Annotated in this window: 18 protein-coding genes, 1 tRNA gene, 1 other RNA gene and 1 other annotated feature; of the genes, 13 read left to right on the top strand and 7 right to left on the bottom strand. The window is 34.5% G+C overall.

From position 1 onward, the window contains the following. Nucleotides 1-27: 27 nt before the first annotated feature. A complete protein-coding gene (locus CN946_RS04905; protein WP_098860139.1) occupies nt 28-987 on the bottom strand; it encodes a YaaC family protein in 960 nt (319 codons plus the stop codon). 115 nt (nt 988-1102) lie between these two features. Between CN946_RS04905 and guaB the strand changes: the two genes are divergently transcribed. The 5 genes from guaB to serS all read left to right on the top strand — a co-directional run bounded on the left by guaB (nt 1103) and on the right by serS (nt 7243). Further along, nucleotides 1103-2566 (top strand): IMP dehydrogenase, encoded by a 1464-nt coding sequence (gene guaB, locus CN946_RS04900; protein WP_098860138.1) that lies wholly within the window; start codon nt 1103-1105, stop codon nt 2564-2566. Between the two features lie 175 nt (nt 2567-2741). Next, entirely contained in the window at nt 2742-4007 is a 1266-nt protein-coding gene (locus CN946_RS04895; RefSeq protein WP_098860140.1) for a serine hydrolase, read from the top strand. Nucleotides 4008-4140: 133 nt separating this feature from the next. After that, nucleotides 4141-5025: a pyridoxal 5'-phosphate synthase lyase subunit PdxS gene (gene pdxS / locus CN946_RS04890; RefSeq protein ID WP_056471238.1), complete on the top strand. Its 885-nt coding sequence runs from the start codon at nt 4141-4143 to the stop codon at nt 5023-5025. Between the two features lie 12 nt (nt 5026-5037). Next, nucleotides 5038-5625: a pyridoxal 5'-phosphate synthase glutaminase subunit PdxT gene (gene pdxT, locus CN946_RS04885; protein ID WP_098860137.1), complete on the top strand. Its 588-nt coding sequence runs from the start codon at nt 5038-5040 to the stop codon at nt 5623-5625. Nucleotides 5626-5675: 50 nt separating this feature from the next. Then, nucleotides 5676-5901: a binding site (T-box leader), on the top strand. 67 nt (nt 5902-5968) lie between these two features. After that, complete coding sequence (serS, locus tag CN946_RS04880; protein WP_098860136.1) at nt 5969-7243, top strand: serine--tRNA ligase; 1275 nt, start codon at nt 5969-5971, stop codon at nt 7241-7243. 55 nt (nt 7244-7298) lie between these two features. Here serS and cstA read toward each other — a convergent pair whose 3' ends face one another. The 3 genes from cstA to CN946_RS04865 all read right to left on the bottom strand — a co-directional run bounded on the left by cstA (nt 7299) and on the right by CN946_RS04865 (nt 11716). Then, the gene (gene cstA / locus CN946_RS04875; protein ID WP_098860135.1) at nt 7299-9092 is read right to left on the bottom strand and encodes a carbon starvation protein CstA; all 1794 of its coding nucleotides are present in this window, start codon (nt 9090-9092) and stop codon (nt 7299-7301) included. A gap of 134 nt (nt 9093-9226) precedes the next feature. After that, nucleotides 9227-9961 carry a LytR/AlgR family response regulator transcription factor gene (locus CN946_RS04870; protein WP_098860134.1) on the bottom strand — a complete coding sequence of 245 codons (735 nt, stop codon included), beginning with the start codon at nt 9959-9961 and terminating at the stop codon, nt 9227-9229. 3 nt (nt 9962-9964) lie between these two features. Next, nucleotides 9965-11716 carry a sensor histidine kinase gene (locus CN946_RS04865; RefSeq protein WP_098860133.1) on the bottom strand — a complete coding sequence of 584 codons (1752 nt, stop codon included), beginning with the start codon at nt 11714-11716 and terminating at the stop codon, nt 9965-9967. A gap of 228 nt (nt 11717-11944) precedes the next feature. On the opposite strand from CN946_RS04865, the gene CN946_RS04860 reads away from it, so the two are divergent. Then, nucleotides 11945-12037 (top strand) — tRNA-Ser (locus CN946_RS04860). A 159-nt stretch (nt 12038-12196) separates the two neighbouring features. Here CN946_RS04860 and CN946_RS04855 read toward each other — a convergent pair. From CN946_RS04855 to CN946_RS04845, 3 genes are all read right to left on the bottom strand, one after another. After that, nucleotides 12197-12871 carry a deoxynucleoside kinase gene (locus CN946_RS04855; RefSeq protein WP_098860132.1) on the bottom strand — a complete coding sequence of 225 codons (675 nt, stop codon included), beginning with the start codon at nt 12869-12871 and terminating at the stop codon, nt 12197-12199. Beyond that, nucleotides 12868-13509 (bottom strand): deoxynucleoside kinase, encoded by a 642-nt coding sequence (locus CN946_RS04850; protein ID WP_098860131.1) that lies wholly within the window; start codon nt 13507-13509, stop codon nt 12868-12870. The genes CN946_RS04855 and CN946_RS04850 overlap by 4 nt, the downstream gene beginning before the upstream one ends. Nucleotides 13510-13621: 112 nt before the next feature. Then, on the bottom strand, nt 13622-14209 hold the full coding sequence (locus CN946_RS04845) for a cysteine hydrolase family protein (RefSeq protein ID WP_098860130.1): 588 nt from the start codon (nt 14207-14209) through the stop codon (nt 13622-13624). 82 nt (nt 14210-14291) lie between these two features. On the opposite strand from CN946_RS04845, the gene tadA reads away from it, so the two are divergent. The 7 genes from tadA (at nt 14292) to CN946_RS04810 (ending at nt 18516) form a co-directional block, all read left to right on the top strand. Then, the gene (gene tadA, locus CN946_RS04840; RefSeq protein ID WP_098860129.1) at nt 14292-14765 is read left to right on the top strand and encodes a tRNA adenosine(34) deaminase TadA; all 474 of its coding nucleotides are present in this window, start codon (nt 14292-14294) and stop codon (nt 14763-14765) included. A gap of 84 nt (nt 14766-14849) precedes the next feature. Continuing rightward, nucleotides 14850-15114, top strand: an RNA gene (gene ffs / locus CN946_RS04835) — signal recognition particle sRNA large type. A gap of 121 nt (nt 15115-15235) precedes the next feature. After that, the gene (gene dnaX / locus CN946_RS04830; RefSeq protein WP_098860128.1) at nt 15236-16921 is read left to right on the top strand and encodes a DNA polymerase III subunit gamma/tau; all 1686 of its coding nucleotides are present in this window, start codon (nt 15236-15238) and stop codon (nt 16919-16921) included. A gap of 20 nt (nt 16922-16941) precedes the next feature. Next, nucleotides 16942-17268 (top strand): YbaB/EbfC family nucleoid-associated protein, encoded by a 327-nt coding sequence (locus CN946_RS04825; protein ID WP_098860127.1) that lies wholly within the window; start codon nt 16942-16944, stop codon nt 17266-17268. Nucleotides 17269-17279: 11 nt separating this feature from the next. Beyond that, the gene (gene recR, locus CN946_RS04820) at nt 17280-17876 is read left to right on the top strand and encodes a recombination mediator RecR (protein ID WP_056471203.1); all 597 of its coding nucleotides are present in this window, start codon (nt 17280-17282) and stop codon (nt 17874-17876) included. A 23-nt stretch (nt 17877-17899) separates the two neighbouring features. Then, nucleotides 17900-18127 (top strand): YaaL family protein, encoded by a 228-nt coding sequence (locus tag CN946_RS04815; RefSeq protein WP_056471200.1) that lies wholly within the window; start codon nt 17900-17902, stop codon nt 18125-18127. 122 nt (nt 18128-18249) lie between these two features. Beyond that, nucleotides 18250-18516 (top strand): pro-sigmaK processing inhibitor BofA family protein, encoded by a 267-nt coding sequence (locus CN946_RS04810; protein ID WP_084006905.1) that lies wholly within the window; start codon nt 18250-18252, stop codon nt 18514-18516. The last annotated feature ends 176 nt before the right edge of the window (nt 18517-18692 follow it).

Here is an 18692-nt window from a genome sequence, read left to right as displayed (position 1 = left end):
GCTATTAGGCTGATGTTTTTTGGTTTATTATGTAGTTAAAAAACGATGAATTAAATAAGGAATTTTTTGTTCTGTTGTTGTTAAAAATTGGTTTATTAAAGGATAATCATCAGTTGAATAAGTCTGTAAAAGTTCACACCACCAGTCAGTTTCATAGCGACAAATCATACTCAAGTTGTATAAAAGTAGATAGTGGTAAAGAATTTCAGGTAATAATAAAAGCGCTTCCTTTTGTGATTTTATAAAATAACTTTCATTTAATATATTAAAATAAAATGGTGCTTTATTTAAAATTTCATCAGGAAAATTTGACTTAATTTTAATTTGCTTTTGATTCTGTTCAACAATTACAATATCTATTGAAGCTTGCTTTGATTGAAGAAATGAAATAAAACGTTCTGAAGTAAAATGATAGGATGACAAAGTTTGTTCAGGTAGAGTAATTACATCATGATCAACAGTAGTCGGGAGAAATAAATTTCCTTTTTTGGTAATTTTAAGGACCTTATTTAATTCCGGTATTGATTGTAAAAGCTGAAGCATTGTAAACTTTTCGTTTTCTAAATTATTTAGATTAAATAATACTTTAGAAGCATGAGTAAATAATCCATTTTTTTGGATTTTAACTTCGTCATCAACAAAAGAGTATCCTACTTTTTTTATTTTTCTTGAGGTAACACCATGAGCCAGGATTGCAGTGGTACTCGGATAATCAGGATCTACGGTAAGGATGCAAGCCTTTAATAATTGAACAAGCCCATAAAACAGTAATGTAGGCTTTACATTAATTTGAGAATTTTGAGCTGCATGAAAATAACTCTTCCCATGCTCAATATAATATAAAAATGGATAAGCATTACGGAAAGCCTTTGTTTTTTGTTCCTTGGAATTTGTTCGTTCATATTTTGTTTGAAGATAGTTTTTTGAATACTGCGCAGAGCTAAAATAACATAGCTCATCCCATACATTACTATACGAGTATAACATAAGAGAGGGACTCCTTATTAACTGAATATTTAAACATAATTTGACTTCCTTGACAGTGTTTTATCCTATTGTTAATCTACTAATAATATTTATACGTGTATAGGGGGGCTTTTTTATGTGGGAATCAAAATTCGTAAAAGAAGGACTTACTTTTGATGATGTATTACTAGTTCCAGCGAAATCTGAAGTACTTCCAAATCAAGTTGATGTGAGTGTGAGATTAACTGAGAAAATTCAATTAAATATTCCATTAATCAGCGCAGGAATGGATACAGTTACAGAAGCAGATATGGCTATTGCAATGGCTAGACAAGGTGGATTAGGTATCATCCACAAAAATATGTCAATTGAAGAGCAAGCTGAACAGGTAGACAAAGTAAAGCGTTCAGAAAGTGGTGTAATTGATGATCCATTCTTCTTAACACCATCTCATAAAGTAGCAGACGCTGAATATTTAATGGGTAAATATCGTATTTCAGGTGTACCAATCGTAAATGATACAGAGAATAGAAAATTAGTAGGTATTTTAACAAATCGTGATTTACGTTTTATTCAAGATTATTCAATTGTTATTTCAGATGTTATGACAAAAGAAAATCTAATAACTGCTCCTGTTGGAACTACACTTGCAGAAGCAGAAAAAATTCTTCAAAAACATAAAATCGAAAAGCTACCCCTAGTTAATGGAGACGGTACTTTAAAGGGCCTAATTACAATTAAGGATATTGAAAAAGTAATTGAGTTTCCAAACTCAGCGAAAGATCAACAAGGACGATTACTTGTAGGTGCAGCTGTAGGAGTAACAAAAGATGCACTTCAAAGAGTAGAGTTGTTAGTGAAAGCAAATGTCGATGTAATTGTAATTGATACAGCACATGGTCACTCTAAAGGCGTAATTGAAAAAGTAAAAGAAATTAGAAGTAGATTCCCAGAGTTAGCAATAATCGCTGGTAATGTTGCAACAGGTGAAGCAACTAAAGAACTTATTGAAGCTGGAGCAGATATCATTAAGGTTGGTATTGGACCAGGTTCGATCTGTACTACTCGAGTTGTTGCTGGAGTAGGTGTTCCTCAACTAACTGCAGTTTATGACTGTGCTTCTGTTGCTAGAGAGTACGGAGTTCCTATTATTGCAGATGGCGGTATTAAGTACTCTGGTGATATCGTTAAAGCTCTTGCAGCTGGTGGACATGTTGTTATGTTAGGTAGTATGTTTGCTGGTGTACAAGAAAGTCCTGGTGAAACAGAAATCTTCCAAGGTAGACAATTTAAAGTATACCGTGGTATGGGTTCTGTTGGTGCAATGGAAAGAGGAAGTAAAGATCGTTATTTCCAAGAAGGTAATAAAAAACTAGTTCCTGAAGGTATCGAAGGACGTGTTCCATATAAAGGCCCATTAGCTGATACAGTTCACCAACTAATTGGTGGAATTAGAGCTGGTATGGGTTACTGTGGTACTGCTACACTAAATGAATTAAGAGATAACGCACAGTTTATTCGTATGTCTGGTGCTGGCTTACGTGAAAGTCATCCACACGATGTTCATATTACAAAAGAAGCACCAAATTACTCACTATAATAATTTAAGCAATGTACCTAGGGCAATTACAAGAAATTGTAGTTGCCTATTTTTTGGGAAATAATTGTGTTAAAATGTACAAGTGAGATTAAAGGTTGGAGGTAAAAAAGTGATTGGAAAGAAAATACTAACGAAACTAATCGTAATAGCATTAGCGATAACAGTAATCATCCCAATGAATTTACGACCGGCTGCTGCAGAGGACGTTTTAGACATTAAAGCTAAAGCTGCGATTTTAGTTGATGCAAATTCAGGGAAAATATTATATGAAAAAAATTCAAAAGCTCCATTACCGATTGCAAGTATGTCTAAAATGATGACAGAATATCTAGTTAATGAAGCAGTAAAAAATGGGAAAATTTCTTGGGACGATAAAGTAACTGTTTCTGATTATGCTCATAAAATTTCTCAAAACACAGGATTATCTAACGTACCACTTGAATTAGGTGGTCAATATACAGTGAAAGAACTATATGAAGCAGCTGCTATTTATTCAGCAAACGGTGCGACAATTGCACTAGCAGAAAAAATTGGTGGATCAGAGAAAAACTTCGTCCAATTAATGAACGATAAAGCAAAGAAACTAGGCCTAGGAGACGTTAAGTTTGTTAATGCTACTGGTTTAGTAAATAAAGACTTACAAGGTATGCAACCAGAAGGAACTTCCCTTACTGATGAAAATATTATGTCAGCAAACGGTGTTGCTAAATTAGCATATAATCTAATTAAAACATATCCAGAAGTGCTTCAGACTTCTTCAATTCCAAAGAAAACATTCCAAAAGGGTGGAAAGTATCCAGTAAATATGGATAACTGGAACTGGATGTTACCAGGGCTAGTATTTCAGTACCCAGGTATGGATGGATTAAAAACGGGTTCAACAGATTCAGCTGGCTTCTGTTTTACTGGAACTGCTAAAAGAGATGGTCAACGTTATATTACAGTTGTAATGGGGGCAAATTCTTATAACTCAAGATTTAGTGAAACGGCTAAATTAATGGATTACGGTTTCAGTAACTTCGAAAAAGTTACATTGGTATCAAAAGGTCAAACAGTAAAAGGTAATAAAATAGTAAAAGTAGTTAAAGGTAAAGATAAAGAAGTAAAAGTAGTAGCAAAAGACGATGTTACTTTAGCTATAAAACGCGGTGAAGCTAAAAATTATAAAGCAACAGTCCAATTATCAGGTAAATCAATTGATAAAGATGGCAATATCATAGCTCCAATTAAAAAAGGAACAAAAGTTGGACAAATAGTGGTTAAATCTTCAAAGAATGAAGATTTAGGATTTATCAATACTAATAATCAATCGTACGATTTAGTAGTCGATAAAAGTGTTGATAAAGCAAATTGGTTAGTTTTATCATTTAGAGGAATTGGATCATTTTTCGGGAATTTATGGGATAGTATCATAAGCGGAATTGGTGGTTTATTTAAATAAATTTCTATATAAATATATCAGTAATTGTTAAGTTGTCATTTTTTCAGTAAAATAAAAGTAAGGTAACTTTAACTAGGGGAAGAGAAATACTAAAATGTTACCAAGTAAGCTTTAATAATGGAGGGGCATAACAATGAATTTAACAGGAACAGAACGTGTGAAACGCGGCATGGCAGAAATGCAAAAGGGCGGCGTCATTATGGACGTAGTAAATGCTGAGCAAGCTAAAATTGCAGAAGCTGCTGGTGCAGTAGCAGTAATGGCATTAGAAAAGGTACCATCTGACATTCGTGCAGCTGGTGGAGTAGCTCGTATGGCTGATACAAGTATTACTGAGGAAATTCTTAACGCTGTTAGTATTCCTGTAATGGCTAAAGCTCGTATTGGACATATCGTTGAAGCGCGTGTTTTAGAAGCAATGGGAGTAGATTACATCGATGAGAGTGAAGTATTATCTCCAGCAGATGATATCTTCCATATTAATAAATCAGATTACACTGTTCCATTCGTTTGTGGTTGCCGTAACTTAGGTGAAGCACTTCGTCGTATTGGTGAAGGCGCATCTATGCTACGTACAAAAGGTGAGCCAGGTACTGGAAACATTGTAGAAGCAGTACGTCACTTACGCCAAATTAACGGAGAAATCCGCAAAGTAGTTGGTTTATCTCGTGATGAATTAATGGTTGAAGCTAAAAATCTTGGCGCTCCATTCGAATTATTACTTCAAATTAAAGAGCTTGGTCGTTTACCAGTTGTTAACTTTGCGGCTGGCGGAGTAGCAACACCTGCAGACGCAGCTTTAATGATGGAATTAGGTGCTGACGGTGTATTCGTAGGATCTGGTATCTTCAAGTCAGAAAACCCTGAGAAGTTTGCTCGTGCGATTGTACAAGCTACTACTCACTATCAAGATTATGAATTAATCGCTAACCTTTCTAAAAACTTAGGTCCTGCTATGAAAGGTATCGATATGAGACAACTTGCTGCAGCAGATCGTATGCAAGATCGTAGCATTTAAGTTGGTGAATTTATGAAAATAGGTGTATTAGCATTACAAGGTGCAGTTCAAGAACATATAAATGCAATTAAAGCATGTGGTGCTGAAGCTGTTATCGTGAAACGTGTAGAACATTTAGATGGACTTGATGGTATTGTATTACCTGGTGGAGAGAGCACTGCAATGCGTAAGTTGCTTGATCACGTTGGGTTATTAGAACCATTAAAAGAGAAAATCGAAAATGGTTTACCAGCATTCGGTACATGTGCAGGTATGATCTTGCTTTCAAAAGAGATTGCAAATGATGACACGGTGCATATAGGAGTTATGGATATGGTAGCCGAACGTAATGCTTATGGTAGACAAGTGGATAGTTTTGAAGTAAATATTCCAATTAAAGGTGTATGTGAAGACTACCCAGCTGTATTTATCAGAGCACCATTTATTCGTTCCGTATCAGGTGATGCAGAGGTTATTGCAGAACACGGTGGTAATATTGTAGCAGTTAGACAAAATCACATGTTAGCAGCATCTTTCCATCCAGAATTAACGAATGATTACCGTTTTATGAATTACTTTGTAGAGATGGTTAAGGAAAAAAGTGCAAATTTAAGTATGTAACTCTTGAAAAAAGTAAAAGCTTATAGTAAATTATTATATAATTTAAATTGTTTAAAGCGATGAAAGAAAATAGTAGCAAGTTCTAAATTTATAGAGAGTCGGTGGTTGGTGCAAACCGATAATGAAGACTTGTGAATCCATTCTTGAGTGGGTTACGGAATGCTGTACAGCTAGTAAGTGACCCCGGTACTATAGTCCGTTAACTATACTAAGGTGGAAGGATTATTTATTAATTCTTCAATTAGGGTGGCAACGCGGGTAGCTCTCGTCCCTTTTATGGGATGAGGGCTTTTTTGTATTTATTTTTATCCTTTAGACAATAAAAGAATAGGAGGAATTAAAAATGTTAGACATTAAATTATTACGTAGTAATTTTGAAGATGTTAAAGCAAAACTTCAGTTACGTGGTGGAGACATAAGCTATATCGAAAAATTTGAAGACTTAGATTTAAACCGTAGAGAACTACTTGTTCAGGTTGAAGGTTTAAAAAGCAGACGTAATGAAGTTAGCCAAGAAATCAGTGTATTAAAGCGTGAGAAAAAAGATGCAGAAGCACTAATTGTTGAGATGAGAGAAGTTGGGGATAAAATTAAAGCTCTAGATGAAGAGATTAGAACTTTAGAAGAACAACTAGATGCTATTTTATTTACAATTCCAAACTTAGTTAGTGATTCAGTACCAGTTGGATTAACAGAAGATGATAATGTTGAAATTCGTAGAATAGGTGAAGTTCGTACATTTGATTTTGAACCAAAGGCACATTGGGACTTAGGTGTTGATTTAGACATTTTAGACTTCGAACGTGGAGCAAAAGTAACAGGTAGCCGTTTTACTTTCTATAAAGGCTTAGGAGCTAGACTTGAACGTGCTTTAATCAGCTTTATGTTAGATCTACATACCGAGGAGCATGGATACACTGAAGTACTACCTCCAAACCTTGTAAATCGTGCTAGCATGATTGGTACAGGACAATTACCAAAATTTGAAGAAGACGCATTCCGTATCGAGAAAGAAGACTTTTTCTTAGTACCTACTGCAGAAGTACCTGTAACAAACTATCACCGTGACGAAATTCTTGATGCTACTCAATTACCGATTGCATATACTGCATATAGCGCGTGTTTCCGTTCTGAGGCAGGTTCTGCTGGCCGTGATACACGAGGATTAATCCGCCAGCATCAATTTAATAAAGTTGAACTAGTGCGCTTTGTAAAACCTGAAGATTCTTATATTGAATTAGAAAAATTAACTGCTCAAGCTGAAAAAGTTCTTCAATTATTAGGGTTACCATACCGTGTCATTACATTATGTGCTGGAGATATTGGATTTTCTTCTGCAAAAACGTATGACATTGAAGTTTGGTTACCAAGCTATGATGCATACAAAGAAATTTCTTCTTGTAGTAACTTTGAGGCGTTCCAAGCAAGAAGAGCGAATATACGCTTTAGACGTGATCCAAAAGGAAAACCAGAATTTGTTCATACATTAAACGGCTCTGGTCTTGCAATTGGACGTACGGTTTCTGCAATTTTAGAAAACTACCAACAGGCAGATGGCTCAGTTATTATTCCTGAAGTTCTTCGTCCGTATATGGGTGGAAAAGAAGTAATTAAATAAATAAAAAAAGCAGATGGTATTTGAGAAATGATTCTCAGATCCATCTGCTTTTTATTTAGATAGTTTTAACATTAATCTTATAATTAGGTGTGTTCCACAATTCCATCCATTTCTTAATAGCTGATATTAAAATCACGACACCTAAAACTAACATAATGATAGATAAGACACCATTTAACATACTATAACCGGCTGCATCATGGTTTAGATAAACATTTTTGATCATCCAATATCCTGCATAATTTACAGTGATAAATAGATAGGCAAGAGGAATTAAACATGTAAGCATATACCAACGTTTATCAGCTATCTTTAATAGCACTGTTGCCCCAATGATTAATCCAATAGAGGCCATTAATTGATTAGATACCCCAAATAATGCCCAGATTGATCCGATATCACCTGAAAATAAGAGATATCCCCACATAAAGCATGCTAGCGCACTAGCAAAAATTGATCCTGGTACCCAATCTGTTTTCTTCAATGGTTTATAATATTCACCAAAGAAATCTTGAATTAAATATCGTGCTACTCGAGTTCCAGCGTCAATTGCTGTTAATATAAATACTGCTTCGAACATAACAACAAATTGGAAGAAATATGATGCTAAGTGACTAAACCAAGGAATGGATGTAAATATGTATGTCATACCAACCGCCAATGTAACAGCTCCACCAGTTCGCCCTTCTAGACTTAATCCAATTTCTTTACTAAGTTCCGGTAAGTGGACAACATTCATTCCTAACGTTTTAAAAACTTCTGGAGTAGAGTTTATTGCAAAGTAGTCTGCTGGCTGAAGTGCAGTAGCAGCGATTAAAGCCATAATACCTACTAAACATTCAACTAGCATTGCTCCAAATCCTACAACCTTTATATCGCTCCATCGATCAAGCATTTTTGGTGTCGTACCAGAGCCCACAAATGCATGAAAACCTGAAATTGCTCCACATGCTATTGTAATCGAAATAAATGGCCAAACTGGACCAGCTAAAATCGGTCCCCCGCCGTTAACAAATTTAGTTACAGTCGGAAATTGGATAGATGGATTAATAATAAATACCCCAATAATAAGTGCAATAAATACACCAATTTTCATAAAACTACTTAAATAGTCTCGTGGTGCCAATAAAAGCCATACCGGCAAAGCAGCAGCAAAAAACGCGTAGATAGGTAGTATGATTGCCAAAGTTCTCGTATCAAATGTTAAAAAATCACCTATAGCAGTTTCTTGTATTGTCGGTCCCATAAAGACTCCAACCATTAGTAAAATAAATCCAATCGTTGAAGCTAATTTTAAATTGCCAGTTTTTTTATATAGTAGACCAACACCCATCGCAATTGGTATTGTGATTCCAACTGCAAATGTCCCCCAAGGGTTATTTTCAAGAGCATGTAGAACAACCATTGAAAGTCCGGCCATTGTAATTGTAATAATGAAAAGCATAGCTAGTCCCGTACAGAAGCCTGCAACTGGTCCAAGCTCTTCTTTTGCTACTTCCGATAGCGTCTTTCCTTTTTTTCTCATCGAAGCATATAAAACAACAGCATCATGTACTGCTCCACCGATTACAGCACCAATTAAAAGCCATAATAGACCTGGAAGGTATCCAAATTGAGCGGCCAAAATTGGACCAACTAGAGGGCCAGCTGCTGCGATTGCAGCAAAGTGATGACCAAATGTTACCCATTTGTTAGTAGGAACATAGTCCTTACCATCATTTAACTCATGAGCTGGAGTAGGTATGGAATCATTTAACTTAAGTACCTTCACAGCCATAAATGTTCCGTATAGACGATATGCAATCATCAAAATACACATAGAAACAATAACAATTGTAACCGCATTCATTTTACTTAATAAGCCTCCCCTGTATCTTTTTATTTACACTCATTTTACTTTATGAAAATTAAAATTTTGAATTTTCAATGTAAGATGCAATAAAAACAGGTTGAGAAGCATGAATGGATTATTGAAATACAAGCTTATAAATTAAAAAGTTGCTTAATTTCCTTTGTGTATGTTCGGCTAACAGGTACTTTCTCACCATCATTCATCATTAAATTATATGTGGAATTAAACCAAGGCTGAATTTCAATAATTTTATCTAAATTGACAATATAGCTCCGATGGACACGGGTAAAGGATGTATTCTGTAGCTTGCGCTCTAAATTGATTAAAGGTTCATTTATTCGATAAGTCATCTTATCAGTAACGACACTTGTTTTACCTTCTTGTGTAAAAATGTAAATAATCTCTTCGAATGTTATTAAAAGAATTCTTTCATCAACCGAAATGGCCAATTTATCTTGTTTTAAAAGAGGGGGATTCTTTTTCACCTCAGTTCTAATAGTTTTCGTACCTAGTTTAGCTAATTTTTCAATAGTCTTTTGAATTCTTAATTCATCAAATGGTTTTAAAATATAATCAATTGCATGTAAATCGAATGCATTTAAAGCGTACTCGTCAAAAGCTGTTGCAAATACGATTGCTGGTTGATGGCTAAGATCCTGCAGTTTTTGTGCTAATTCTAATCCACTTTCATCAGCTAACTGGATATCTAAAAATACAACGTCGACTTCTTCTATTTGAATGAATTCCAATGTACTTCTAATTGAATCCGCTTCACCGACTATTTCGACTGCCTTGCTTCTTTTTAGTAAATAAGCTAGTTCGTCTCTTGCTAATGGTTCATCATCTACAATTAGTGCCTTTAACATTATTTATCCCTCCATTACTTTTTGCATTAATGGGATTCTTATCGATACTTTCGTTCCAGTGTTCAGGTCGGATTTAATTTGAAAATATTCTTTTTCCCCGTAAATTTCTTCAATTCGTTTTTTTATATTCCATAATGCTGTTCCAGTTCCCTCTTTAGACTGTATTGTTTCGTTCCCAATTGTATTTAGTAGCTCTGGCGAAATCCCCTTGCCATTATCTTCAGTAATGAGAATCATTTCATTATTGAATTCATATGCTTGCACAGTTACCTTTAATTTCTTTTCCTTTGAAAATGCATGTCGAATCGAATTCTCTATAAGTGGTTGAAGTGTAAAAGGGGGGATTTGAACCGTTTTTAAATGAGGTTCTATTTGAAACTCAACATGGAATTTAGAAGGAAACCTAGTTTGTTCAATCGTTAAATATGCTTCTACATGTTCTAATTCCTTTTCTAAAGTGACTAAGGTCTGCCTTGCCCCTTGTAAGTTATTTCGAAAAAAAGTGCTTAAATGGATTAGTAATTTTCTAGCTTGATCAGCATCTGTTCTAATTAAACTTGAAATTGTATTTAAAGAGTTGAACAGGAAGTGGGGATGCATTTGTGCTTGTAATGCTTTTATTTCAGCATCTTTCACTAATTTTCGCTGTAGTTCAGCCTCTGCTAATTCCAATTGGGTAGAAAAAAGTTTAGATAATCCGTCTGCTAGTTCTTTCTCAACTTTGTCTAGCTTGTTGGAATCCGTGTAATATAGCTTTAAAGATCCAACTGTTTTATTTAATGCCTTTAACGGTAATACAATAGCCGCACTTAAAGGGCAATCGATATGGAAACATTGAATTTCATCTTTTGAAGTAGCAATAATAATTGTTCCTTCTTTTAATGCCTTCTTGGTTAGTTTTGTTGCTAAACTATTCATTGGTTCATGGTGATCTGAACCTGCACCTACGTGAGCAAGTACGCTTTTGTGATCAGTAATCGATATTGCATCTGCCTTGGTTAATTTAAAAATAATTCTTGCCGCTTCATTACAAGAATGAGGGGTTAGTCCCTGTCTAAAAAATGGTAAAGTTTGCTCTGCGATATACAGGGCTTTGTTTGTTTGAAGCGCTCGCGTTTTTTCTTCTTCCTGTAAAATATTTTGAATGATCAATATAAATATAAGCGTACCAAAACCATTTATTAGAATCATTGGAAGAGCAATCACTTCAACAAGATGTAGAGCGGCCCAAAAAGGTTTTGCGATTAAAAGGATAATCCCCATTTGAACACATTCCATAATTATTCCAATTGATACTACACTCCAAATGGATTTGTTTTTCTGTATCCCGAATCTTTTTCTAAGTAGTCCTGTAACAACTCCCGCAACGATTGTAGAAATGGCACATGCATATGCAGTAAATCCGCCTAATGTTAGACGGTGTAAGCCTGCTATTAATCCGACTCCTAAGCCAACAATCGGGCCGCCAATTAGACCGCCAATGGCTACTCCCATAATTCTTGTATTTGCAATTGCATTATTACTTGCTACATTAAAGTGCCATGACTGAGACATAATTGACTCATGATAAATATGAACACCAGTATAATTACTAATTACACCAAAGGCGCCAAATATAACAATTAGGATCATTTTTGCACCAAAGGAGTGTTCATTTTGAATGATTTGTCTAAATGACTTCATCCTTGAAAGTAAAAAGGCGAGTATAACGAGAATACCTACTCGTTCCAGCATCAGCGGTATTAATTCAAACATTTCTTTCTCCTTAAAAATTTCTAATATTTTTAAATGGTAGTACCATTATAAATACAAATGAATTTTCTGTATATTTTTTCTACTTATATAAAAGATGTATACTTTAATAGTTAGATGACGATAATACTTGTTGTAAAAAGGTTGTTTTTATTTCAAAAAAAAATATAATTTTTTAGAAGAATGCTTGACCTTAATTTTTTCGTATGGTATTATAATTCTTGTCAATACGGAGTAATACCCAAGTCTGGCTGAAGGGATCGGTCTTGAAAACCGACAGGGGTGTAACAGCCCGCGGGGGTTCGAATCCCTCTTACTCCTCCATTTTTTCAAATAAAAGAGTGCATATATATTAGACAACTCGTTACATTCGTGTAACGAGTTTTTTGTTTGTTTATAAAATTAAATTGGAAAAGAAAAAGCTGCGTACCAGTACTATGTAAAGTTCGCAGCTTTTTCTTTTATCTATTAGTAAGACAACTATTATCTAGATTTCATATATTTTTGTGAATGATTTAGTACGTTTCCAATCTTCTTAACGATTTCTTCTACAGAAGATTCATTTTTAATTAAATCATATTCGCTAATACTTAAACGAAGTACAGGACAAGCGTTAAAGTTATTAATCCAGTTTTCGTAACGTGTATTCATTTCTTTCCAATATTCAACAGGAGTTTGTTGCTCCATTGGACGTCCACGCTCTTTAATTCGCTCAACGACTTCATCGAATGTTCCTTCTAAGTAAATTAATAAATCAGGAGCTGGGAAATAAGGTGACATAACCATAGCCTCAAAAAGACTAGTATATGTTTCGTAGTCAACTTCACTCATCGTTCCTTTTTCGTAATGCATTTTCGCAAAGATGCCAGTATCTTCATAAATTGAACGGTCTTGGATAAACCCGCCGCCGTATTCAAACATTCTTTTTTGTTCTTTGAATCGCTCTGCTAAGAAGTATATTTGTAAATGGAAGCTCCAACGAGCAAAATCTTGATAAAATTTATCTAGGTATGGGTTTGTATCTACTTTTTCAAATGATGTACGAAAGTTTAGTGCATCTGCAAGTGCATTGGTCATAGTAGATTTTCCTACACCTACTGTCCCAGCAATTGTAATAACTGCATCGTTTCGTATTCCGTATTTTTCGCGTAAATTCATATACTTCTTAGCTCCTTTTGTAAGGTGTTTTCTAACGATTCAAGTATCATCGTTAAATCTCTCGGGTTATTAACGAAGTCAATTTGATCACCGTCAAATTTTAGTACTGGAATTTCAGGGTATTTAGCTTGAAATTCTATCATGTGTGTCTCGTAATCTTCAATTAACTGAAGTAGGTACTGGTCCTCAATCAATTGTTCGAATTCTCTACCACGAAGTTGAATACGCTTTTGAAGCGTCTCAAGGCTTGCCGTTAAGTAAATAATCACATTTGGCTTTGGCATATCCTCAGTTAATATTTGATATATTTTTAAATATTTATCATGCTGCTTATTTTTTAATGTCCTGCTAGCAAAAATTAAATTCTTAAGGATGTGGTAGTCTGCAACCACTGGAATCGATTTATTAAGAAACATTCTGTCTATATCTTCTAATTGTTTAAATCGATTACAAAGGAAAAACATTTCTGTTTGGAAACTCCACTCTTCAATGTCCGTGTAAAACTTACCCAAAAAAGGATTTTCATCTACAATTTCTTTTAGTAGTTCATAATGAAAGTGTTCAGAGATCGCTTTGGATAGAGATGTTTTTCCGACACCAATTGGTCCTTCTACTGTTATAAAAGGTACACGTATCATCTCTTGTCCTCCTTACTAGTCAAATTCCGTATCATAGTCAAAAAACATACAGAAACTATTTTAACATACTGTAGTCAGACGGAATACCATTTTAAAATTTTTCCAATTACAGTTAATTGTTGTTCTCTAAATGATTGATCATTTCTTCGATTTCCTCAGTTTGAATAACCGTTGCATTTAAAATGTCTTTCATCATATAAATTGCAACCTTTTCATCATAATCAGTAACCGAGGAAATTGCATCTTGAGGTATAATTAAGTTATAATCCCGCATAAATGCATCATTTGCTGTAAAAAGTACACAACGGTTTCCTGCTACACCCACAATAACCAAATGGGTAATGTTTAATTTTTTTAATAATTCTTCTAAATTTGTTAAGTAAAAACCTGAGTAGTTAGGCTTAAAGATAAAATAATCGTCCTCATTTGGTTGTATATGCTTTATTAAGTCGTAGCTTAAAGGATTGAGACAATGCTTAATAAGTTTTTTTTGAGTCGGGTTTTCGATTTTATAATGATCATTAACATATATAGTAGGAAGTTTTTTGTTTTTAAAAATGTCTCTTATGTAATTTATTTTCGGAACCATATGGATTGATTTTTCCGCAAGAACACTTCCATGTTTAAAAGTAAATGAGTTGATTAAATCGACAATTAATAATGCAGGCAACTGCTTGTCTTTTTGATTTGAAGAATTCATTCGGCTTCACTCCAATCTATGTTTAGTTTATCTACTCGTAAAAAGAATATTTGTTTGTTAAAGAAATAAAGAGGTGTAAAGTTTGAATAAAGATGAGTTTTATATGAAGTTGGCAATAGAGGAAGCACTAAAAGCAGAGCGAATAGGGGAAGTACCTATTGGATCTGTATTGGTTTACAACGACGAAGTCATTGCACGAGGATATAATTTACGTGAAACAAAACAAACAGCTTTAGGTCACGCTGAAATGAGTACAATTGAAGATGCTTGTAAAGTCATTGATTCTTGGCGATTAGAGGAAACAACTCTATATGTAACGTTGGAACCTTGTCCGATGTGTGCGGGTGCCATCATTCAATCAAGAATTCCAAGAGTCGTTTTCGGTGCAAAAGACCCGAAGGCAGGTTGTGGAGGATCAATTTATAATCTTTTGCAAGAAGATCGATTTAACCATCGCTGTGAAGTTAGTTCGGGTATATTAGAAGAAGAATGTGGTAAATTATTAACGAATTTCTTTAGAGAGTTGCGATCTAGAAAGAAAAATTTACCTTCATAAGGACAAGGATTGATTTTTTAATTCGGTTCGTATATACTTTAAATACCGCTTCAATCAGCGGTTTAAAATTAGGTTTTAACTTTGCCGTGCTAGGTGGGGAGGTAGCGGTGCCCTGTACTCGCAATCCGCTCTAGCGAGACTGAATTCCACTCCGAGGTGTATCTATTTCAGGGTCTGCCTTAAATAAGTGGTGTTGACGTCTGGGTCCTACGCAACGAGAACTCATGAACCTTGTCAGGTCCGGAAGGAAGCAGCAATAAGTGAGCCATCTCGTGTGCCGTAGGGGTGCCTGGGCCGAGCTAACTGTTTAAGTAACGCCTGGGGTAGTGCATCGAAGAGTGGTGCACGGCAGTAACTTTATAAAAACTCACTCAGTTTTGAGTGAGTTTTTTTGTTTTCTTTAAAATATTTTCCATGAAATCATTACATAGGGTATAATAATGATGACTTTGTAAGAAGGAGGAAACCAATTGACTTATCAAGCATTATATCGTTTGTGGAGACCGCAGCAATTTAAAGATGTCGTGGGTCAAGATCACATTATACGAACGTTACAAAACTCCCTTCTTCAGCAAAAAGTATCACATGCATATTTGTTTACAGGTCCGCGTGGAACAGGTAAGACGAGTACAGCAAAAATCTTTGCAAAAGCTTTAAATTGTGAACAAGCACCTACTAATGAACCTTGTAATGAGTGTGCCATTTGTAAAGGTATTACTGATGGATCAATTTCAGATGTAATTGAGATTGATGCTGCATCTAACAATGGTGTAGATGAAATACGTGATATTAGAGAAAAAGTTAAATATGCTCCTTCTGTAGGTAAATTTAAAGTGTACATAATAGATGAGGTCCATATGTTATCAATAGGGGCTTTTAATGCATTATTAAAAACATTAGAGGAGCCTCCAAGTCACGTTATTTTTATATTAGCTACTACTGAACCACATAAAATACCTTTAACGATTCTATCAAGATGTCAACGTTTTGACTTTCATAAGATAAATGCTCAAACGATTTCAGATCGATTGACAGTTGTACTGAATCATCAACAAACAGCAATTGAACCAGAAGCTTTGATGATGTTATCCCGTGCAGCTGAAGGTGGAATGAGAGATGCACTAAGCATTCTGGATCAAGCTATCTCATATAGCGATGAGTCCATTTCATTAGATGATGTTTTAGCGGTAACAGGCACAGTGGCTCAAGAACGATTAATATCCGTTGTTTCAGCAATAATAGATGGTAATGTGTCAGTTTGTTTAACTAATATTGAAGAACTATTAAACCAAGGTAAAGATCCAGTTCGGTTTATTGAAGATTTAACAGTCTATTATCGAGATATTCTATTATATAGGCATTCACCAAGTACGATTGAATTACTTGAGAGAGCAACAGTTAGTGATCGATTTAAAGAGCTTTGCGATGCATACAATGATGAGTTAGTTTATCAGATTATCGCTTCATTAAGTAAAAGTCAGCAAGAAATGAAATGGACTAATCATCCAAGAGTTTTACTTGAGGTGGCAATTGTACAACTTTGTCAAAAAGCTTCTGTTAGTGGTATCGGTAAAAAACAGGACGAGCTGACACCATTAATTAATAAAATTAACGCTCTTGAAAAAGAAGTGAAATTTTTAAAGGAAAATGGTATTACAGTAAGTGGAACGAATGATTCCTCTACTAGTCCAAAACCGAAATCGACTACATCTCGTTCGAAAATACCAAGTAGTTTAATAACAGGTGTATTAAGAGCTGCTTCTAAACCAGAAAAAAATAAAGTTTTAGCAGTTTGGACATCACTTCAAGATCAATTAAGGCAACAAAATAAGGTTTCTACTGCAACATTAGTATCATATGGTGAAGTTGTGGCAGCTTCTTCTGAACAGTGTATCGTTGCTTTTAAATCAGAGACAATCTGTGATTTAATCAATAATAATGGAGAACAAGAGCACTTAACAACGATTAATGAAACATTATCAAATTTATTAGGTGCAGAAATGAGTATGTTAGCAATTCCCGAAGAAGATTGGAGATCGACTAGGGATTCATTTTTAAATACAACAAAACAAAAAGAGTCTTCAACAGAAATTTCACCAATCGTACAAGAGGCAATCAATCTTGTTGGTGAAGATTTAGTCATTATTAAAGAATAACTATATTGGAGGAAATGAAAATGATGCGTGGCGGAATGGGCAATATGAATAATATGATGAAGCAAATGCAAAAAATGCAAAAACAAATGGAACAAGCACAAAATGAATTAAACGAGCGTACATTTGTTGGTACAGCTGGCGGTGGAATGGTAACTGTTACAGCTAATGGTTTAAAACAAATTGTTGAAGTTACAATTAAGGAAGATGTAGTAGATCCAGAAGATATTGAAATGCTACAAGATCTAGTTTTAACTGCAACTAATGATGCTATTAAACAAATTGAAGATGAAACAGCTAAAACAATGGGGCAGTTTACTAAAGGAATGAATATTCCAGGATTATTTTAAGGGTAAGACAAATGCATTACCCTGAGCCGATATCCAAATTAATAGATAGTTTTATGAAATTGCCAGGGATTGGTCCCAAGACGGCCGTTCGACTGGCGTTTTTTATGTTAGATATGAAGCAAGACGACGTGTTAGACTTTGCAAAATCAATGATAGATGCAAAAAGAAAACTACTTTACTGTTCAGAATGTGGCCATATAACTGACCAAGACCCTTGTTATATTTGTAGTGATCAACATCGAGACAGATCTACCATATGCGTAGTGCAAGATACGAAAGATGTTATTGCTATGGAAAAAATGAGAGAATATCAAGGTTTATATCATGTACTTCATGGTGCAATTTCTCCTATGGAGGGAGTTGGACCTGAAGACATTAAAATTATGGAATTATTGAGCAGACTAAAAGATGATGTAGTTCAAGAAATTATTTTAGCTACCAACCCGAATATAGAGGGTGAAGCAACTGCTATGTATATTTCTAGGCTATTAAAATCTACGGGTATAAAAATTACTCGAATCGCACACGGTCTACCAGTAGGCGGAGACTTAGAATATGCAGATGAGGTTACACTCTCGAAAGCTCTGGAAGGTAGAAGAGAACTTTAGAAACTGATTAATGGAGAGAGACCATGGGTTTTTTTCGAAAAAAAGGAAAGATTCGTAAAGAATTTGATGAAAAGCTAGTTGATAGACTACATGACTACAAAGATATTTACTTAAGTCAGGTCGAGTTAATGGAAAGAAGTGTAGATCCACCAGATGATCTACTAATCCATGTTAAGCTTTATCAGGCTAAGTATTTCTTCTTATTAAAAGAAGCAAAGGCTAGAAATGTTTTAATAACAAAAATGAAATAGATAAAAGAGTTTATTGTTTAGGCAATAAGCTCTTTTTTATTAATGTTTTTTGTCATTGATTACTTCCTTTTCTCATACAATCTTAGTAAAAGGTGTACAAGTTATATGAGGGGAGTTTTTTTGTGGTGAATAGTATTATTATGATTTCAGTTGTATTGTTTGTAATCTTATTTCTATTATTAGTAGGTCTGCCAGTTAAAGCTTTGAAACTAATTAGCAAATACGTACTAAGAGGCATTGTATGTGTCATGATTGTATTTATACTAAACTATGCTTTAGCTTCGAATAATTTTCATATTCCGATTAATACTGTTACTTGTGCATTTTTAAGTGTATTAGGTGTTCCAGGTATTGTAGCGTTAAGTGTAATTGGCATTTATATCGTATAAAAAATATATAAAAAAAGTTTAAAAAAACTATTGACCATTTATTGAGGGGATGTTATATTTATATACGTCGCTGATGGCGATAACAAAAAAAGAAAAAACAACTATTGACAGATTTTGTCGAAGGTGATAAACTGATTAAGTTGTTAAAAAACAAGATGATCTTTGAAAACTAAACA

It is taken from the genome of Bacillus sp. AFS053548 (assembly GCF_002575105.1).
Classification (GTDB): Bacteria; Bacillota; Bacilli; order Bacillales; family Bacillaceae_G; genus Gottfriedia.
The sequence above is the reverse complement of the archived record's forward strand: the minus strand, read 5'-3'. Positions and strand labels throughout refer to the sequence as shown.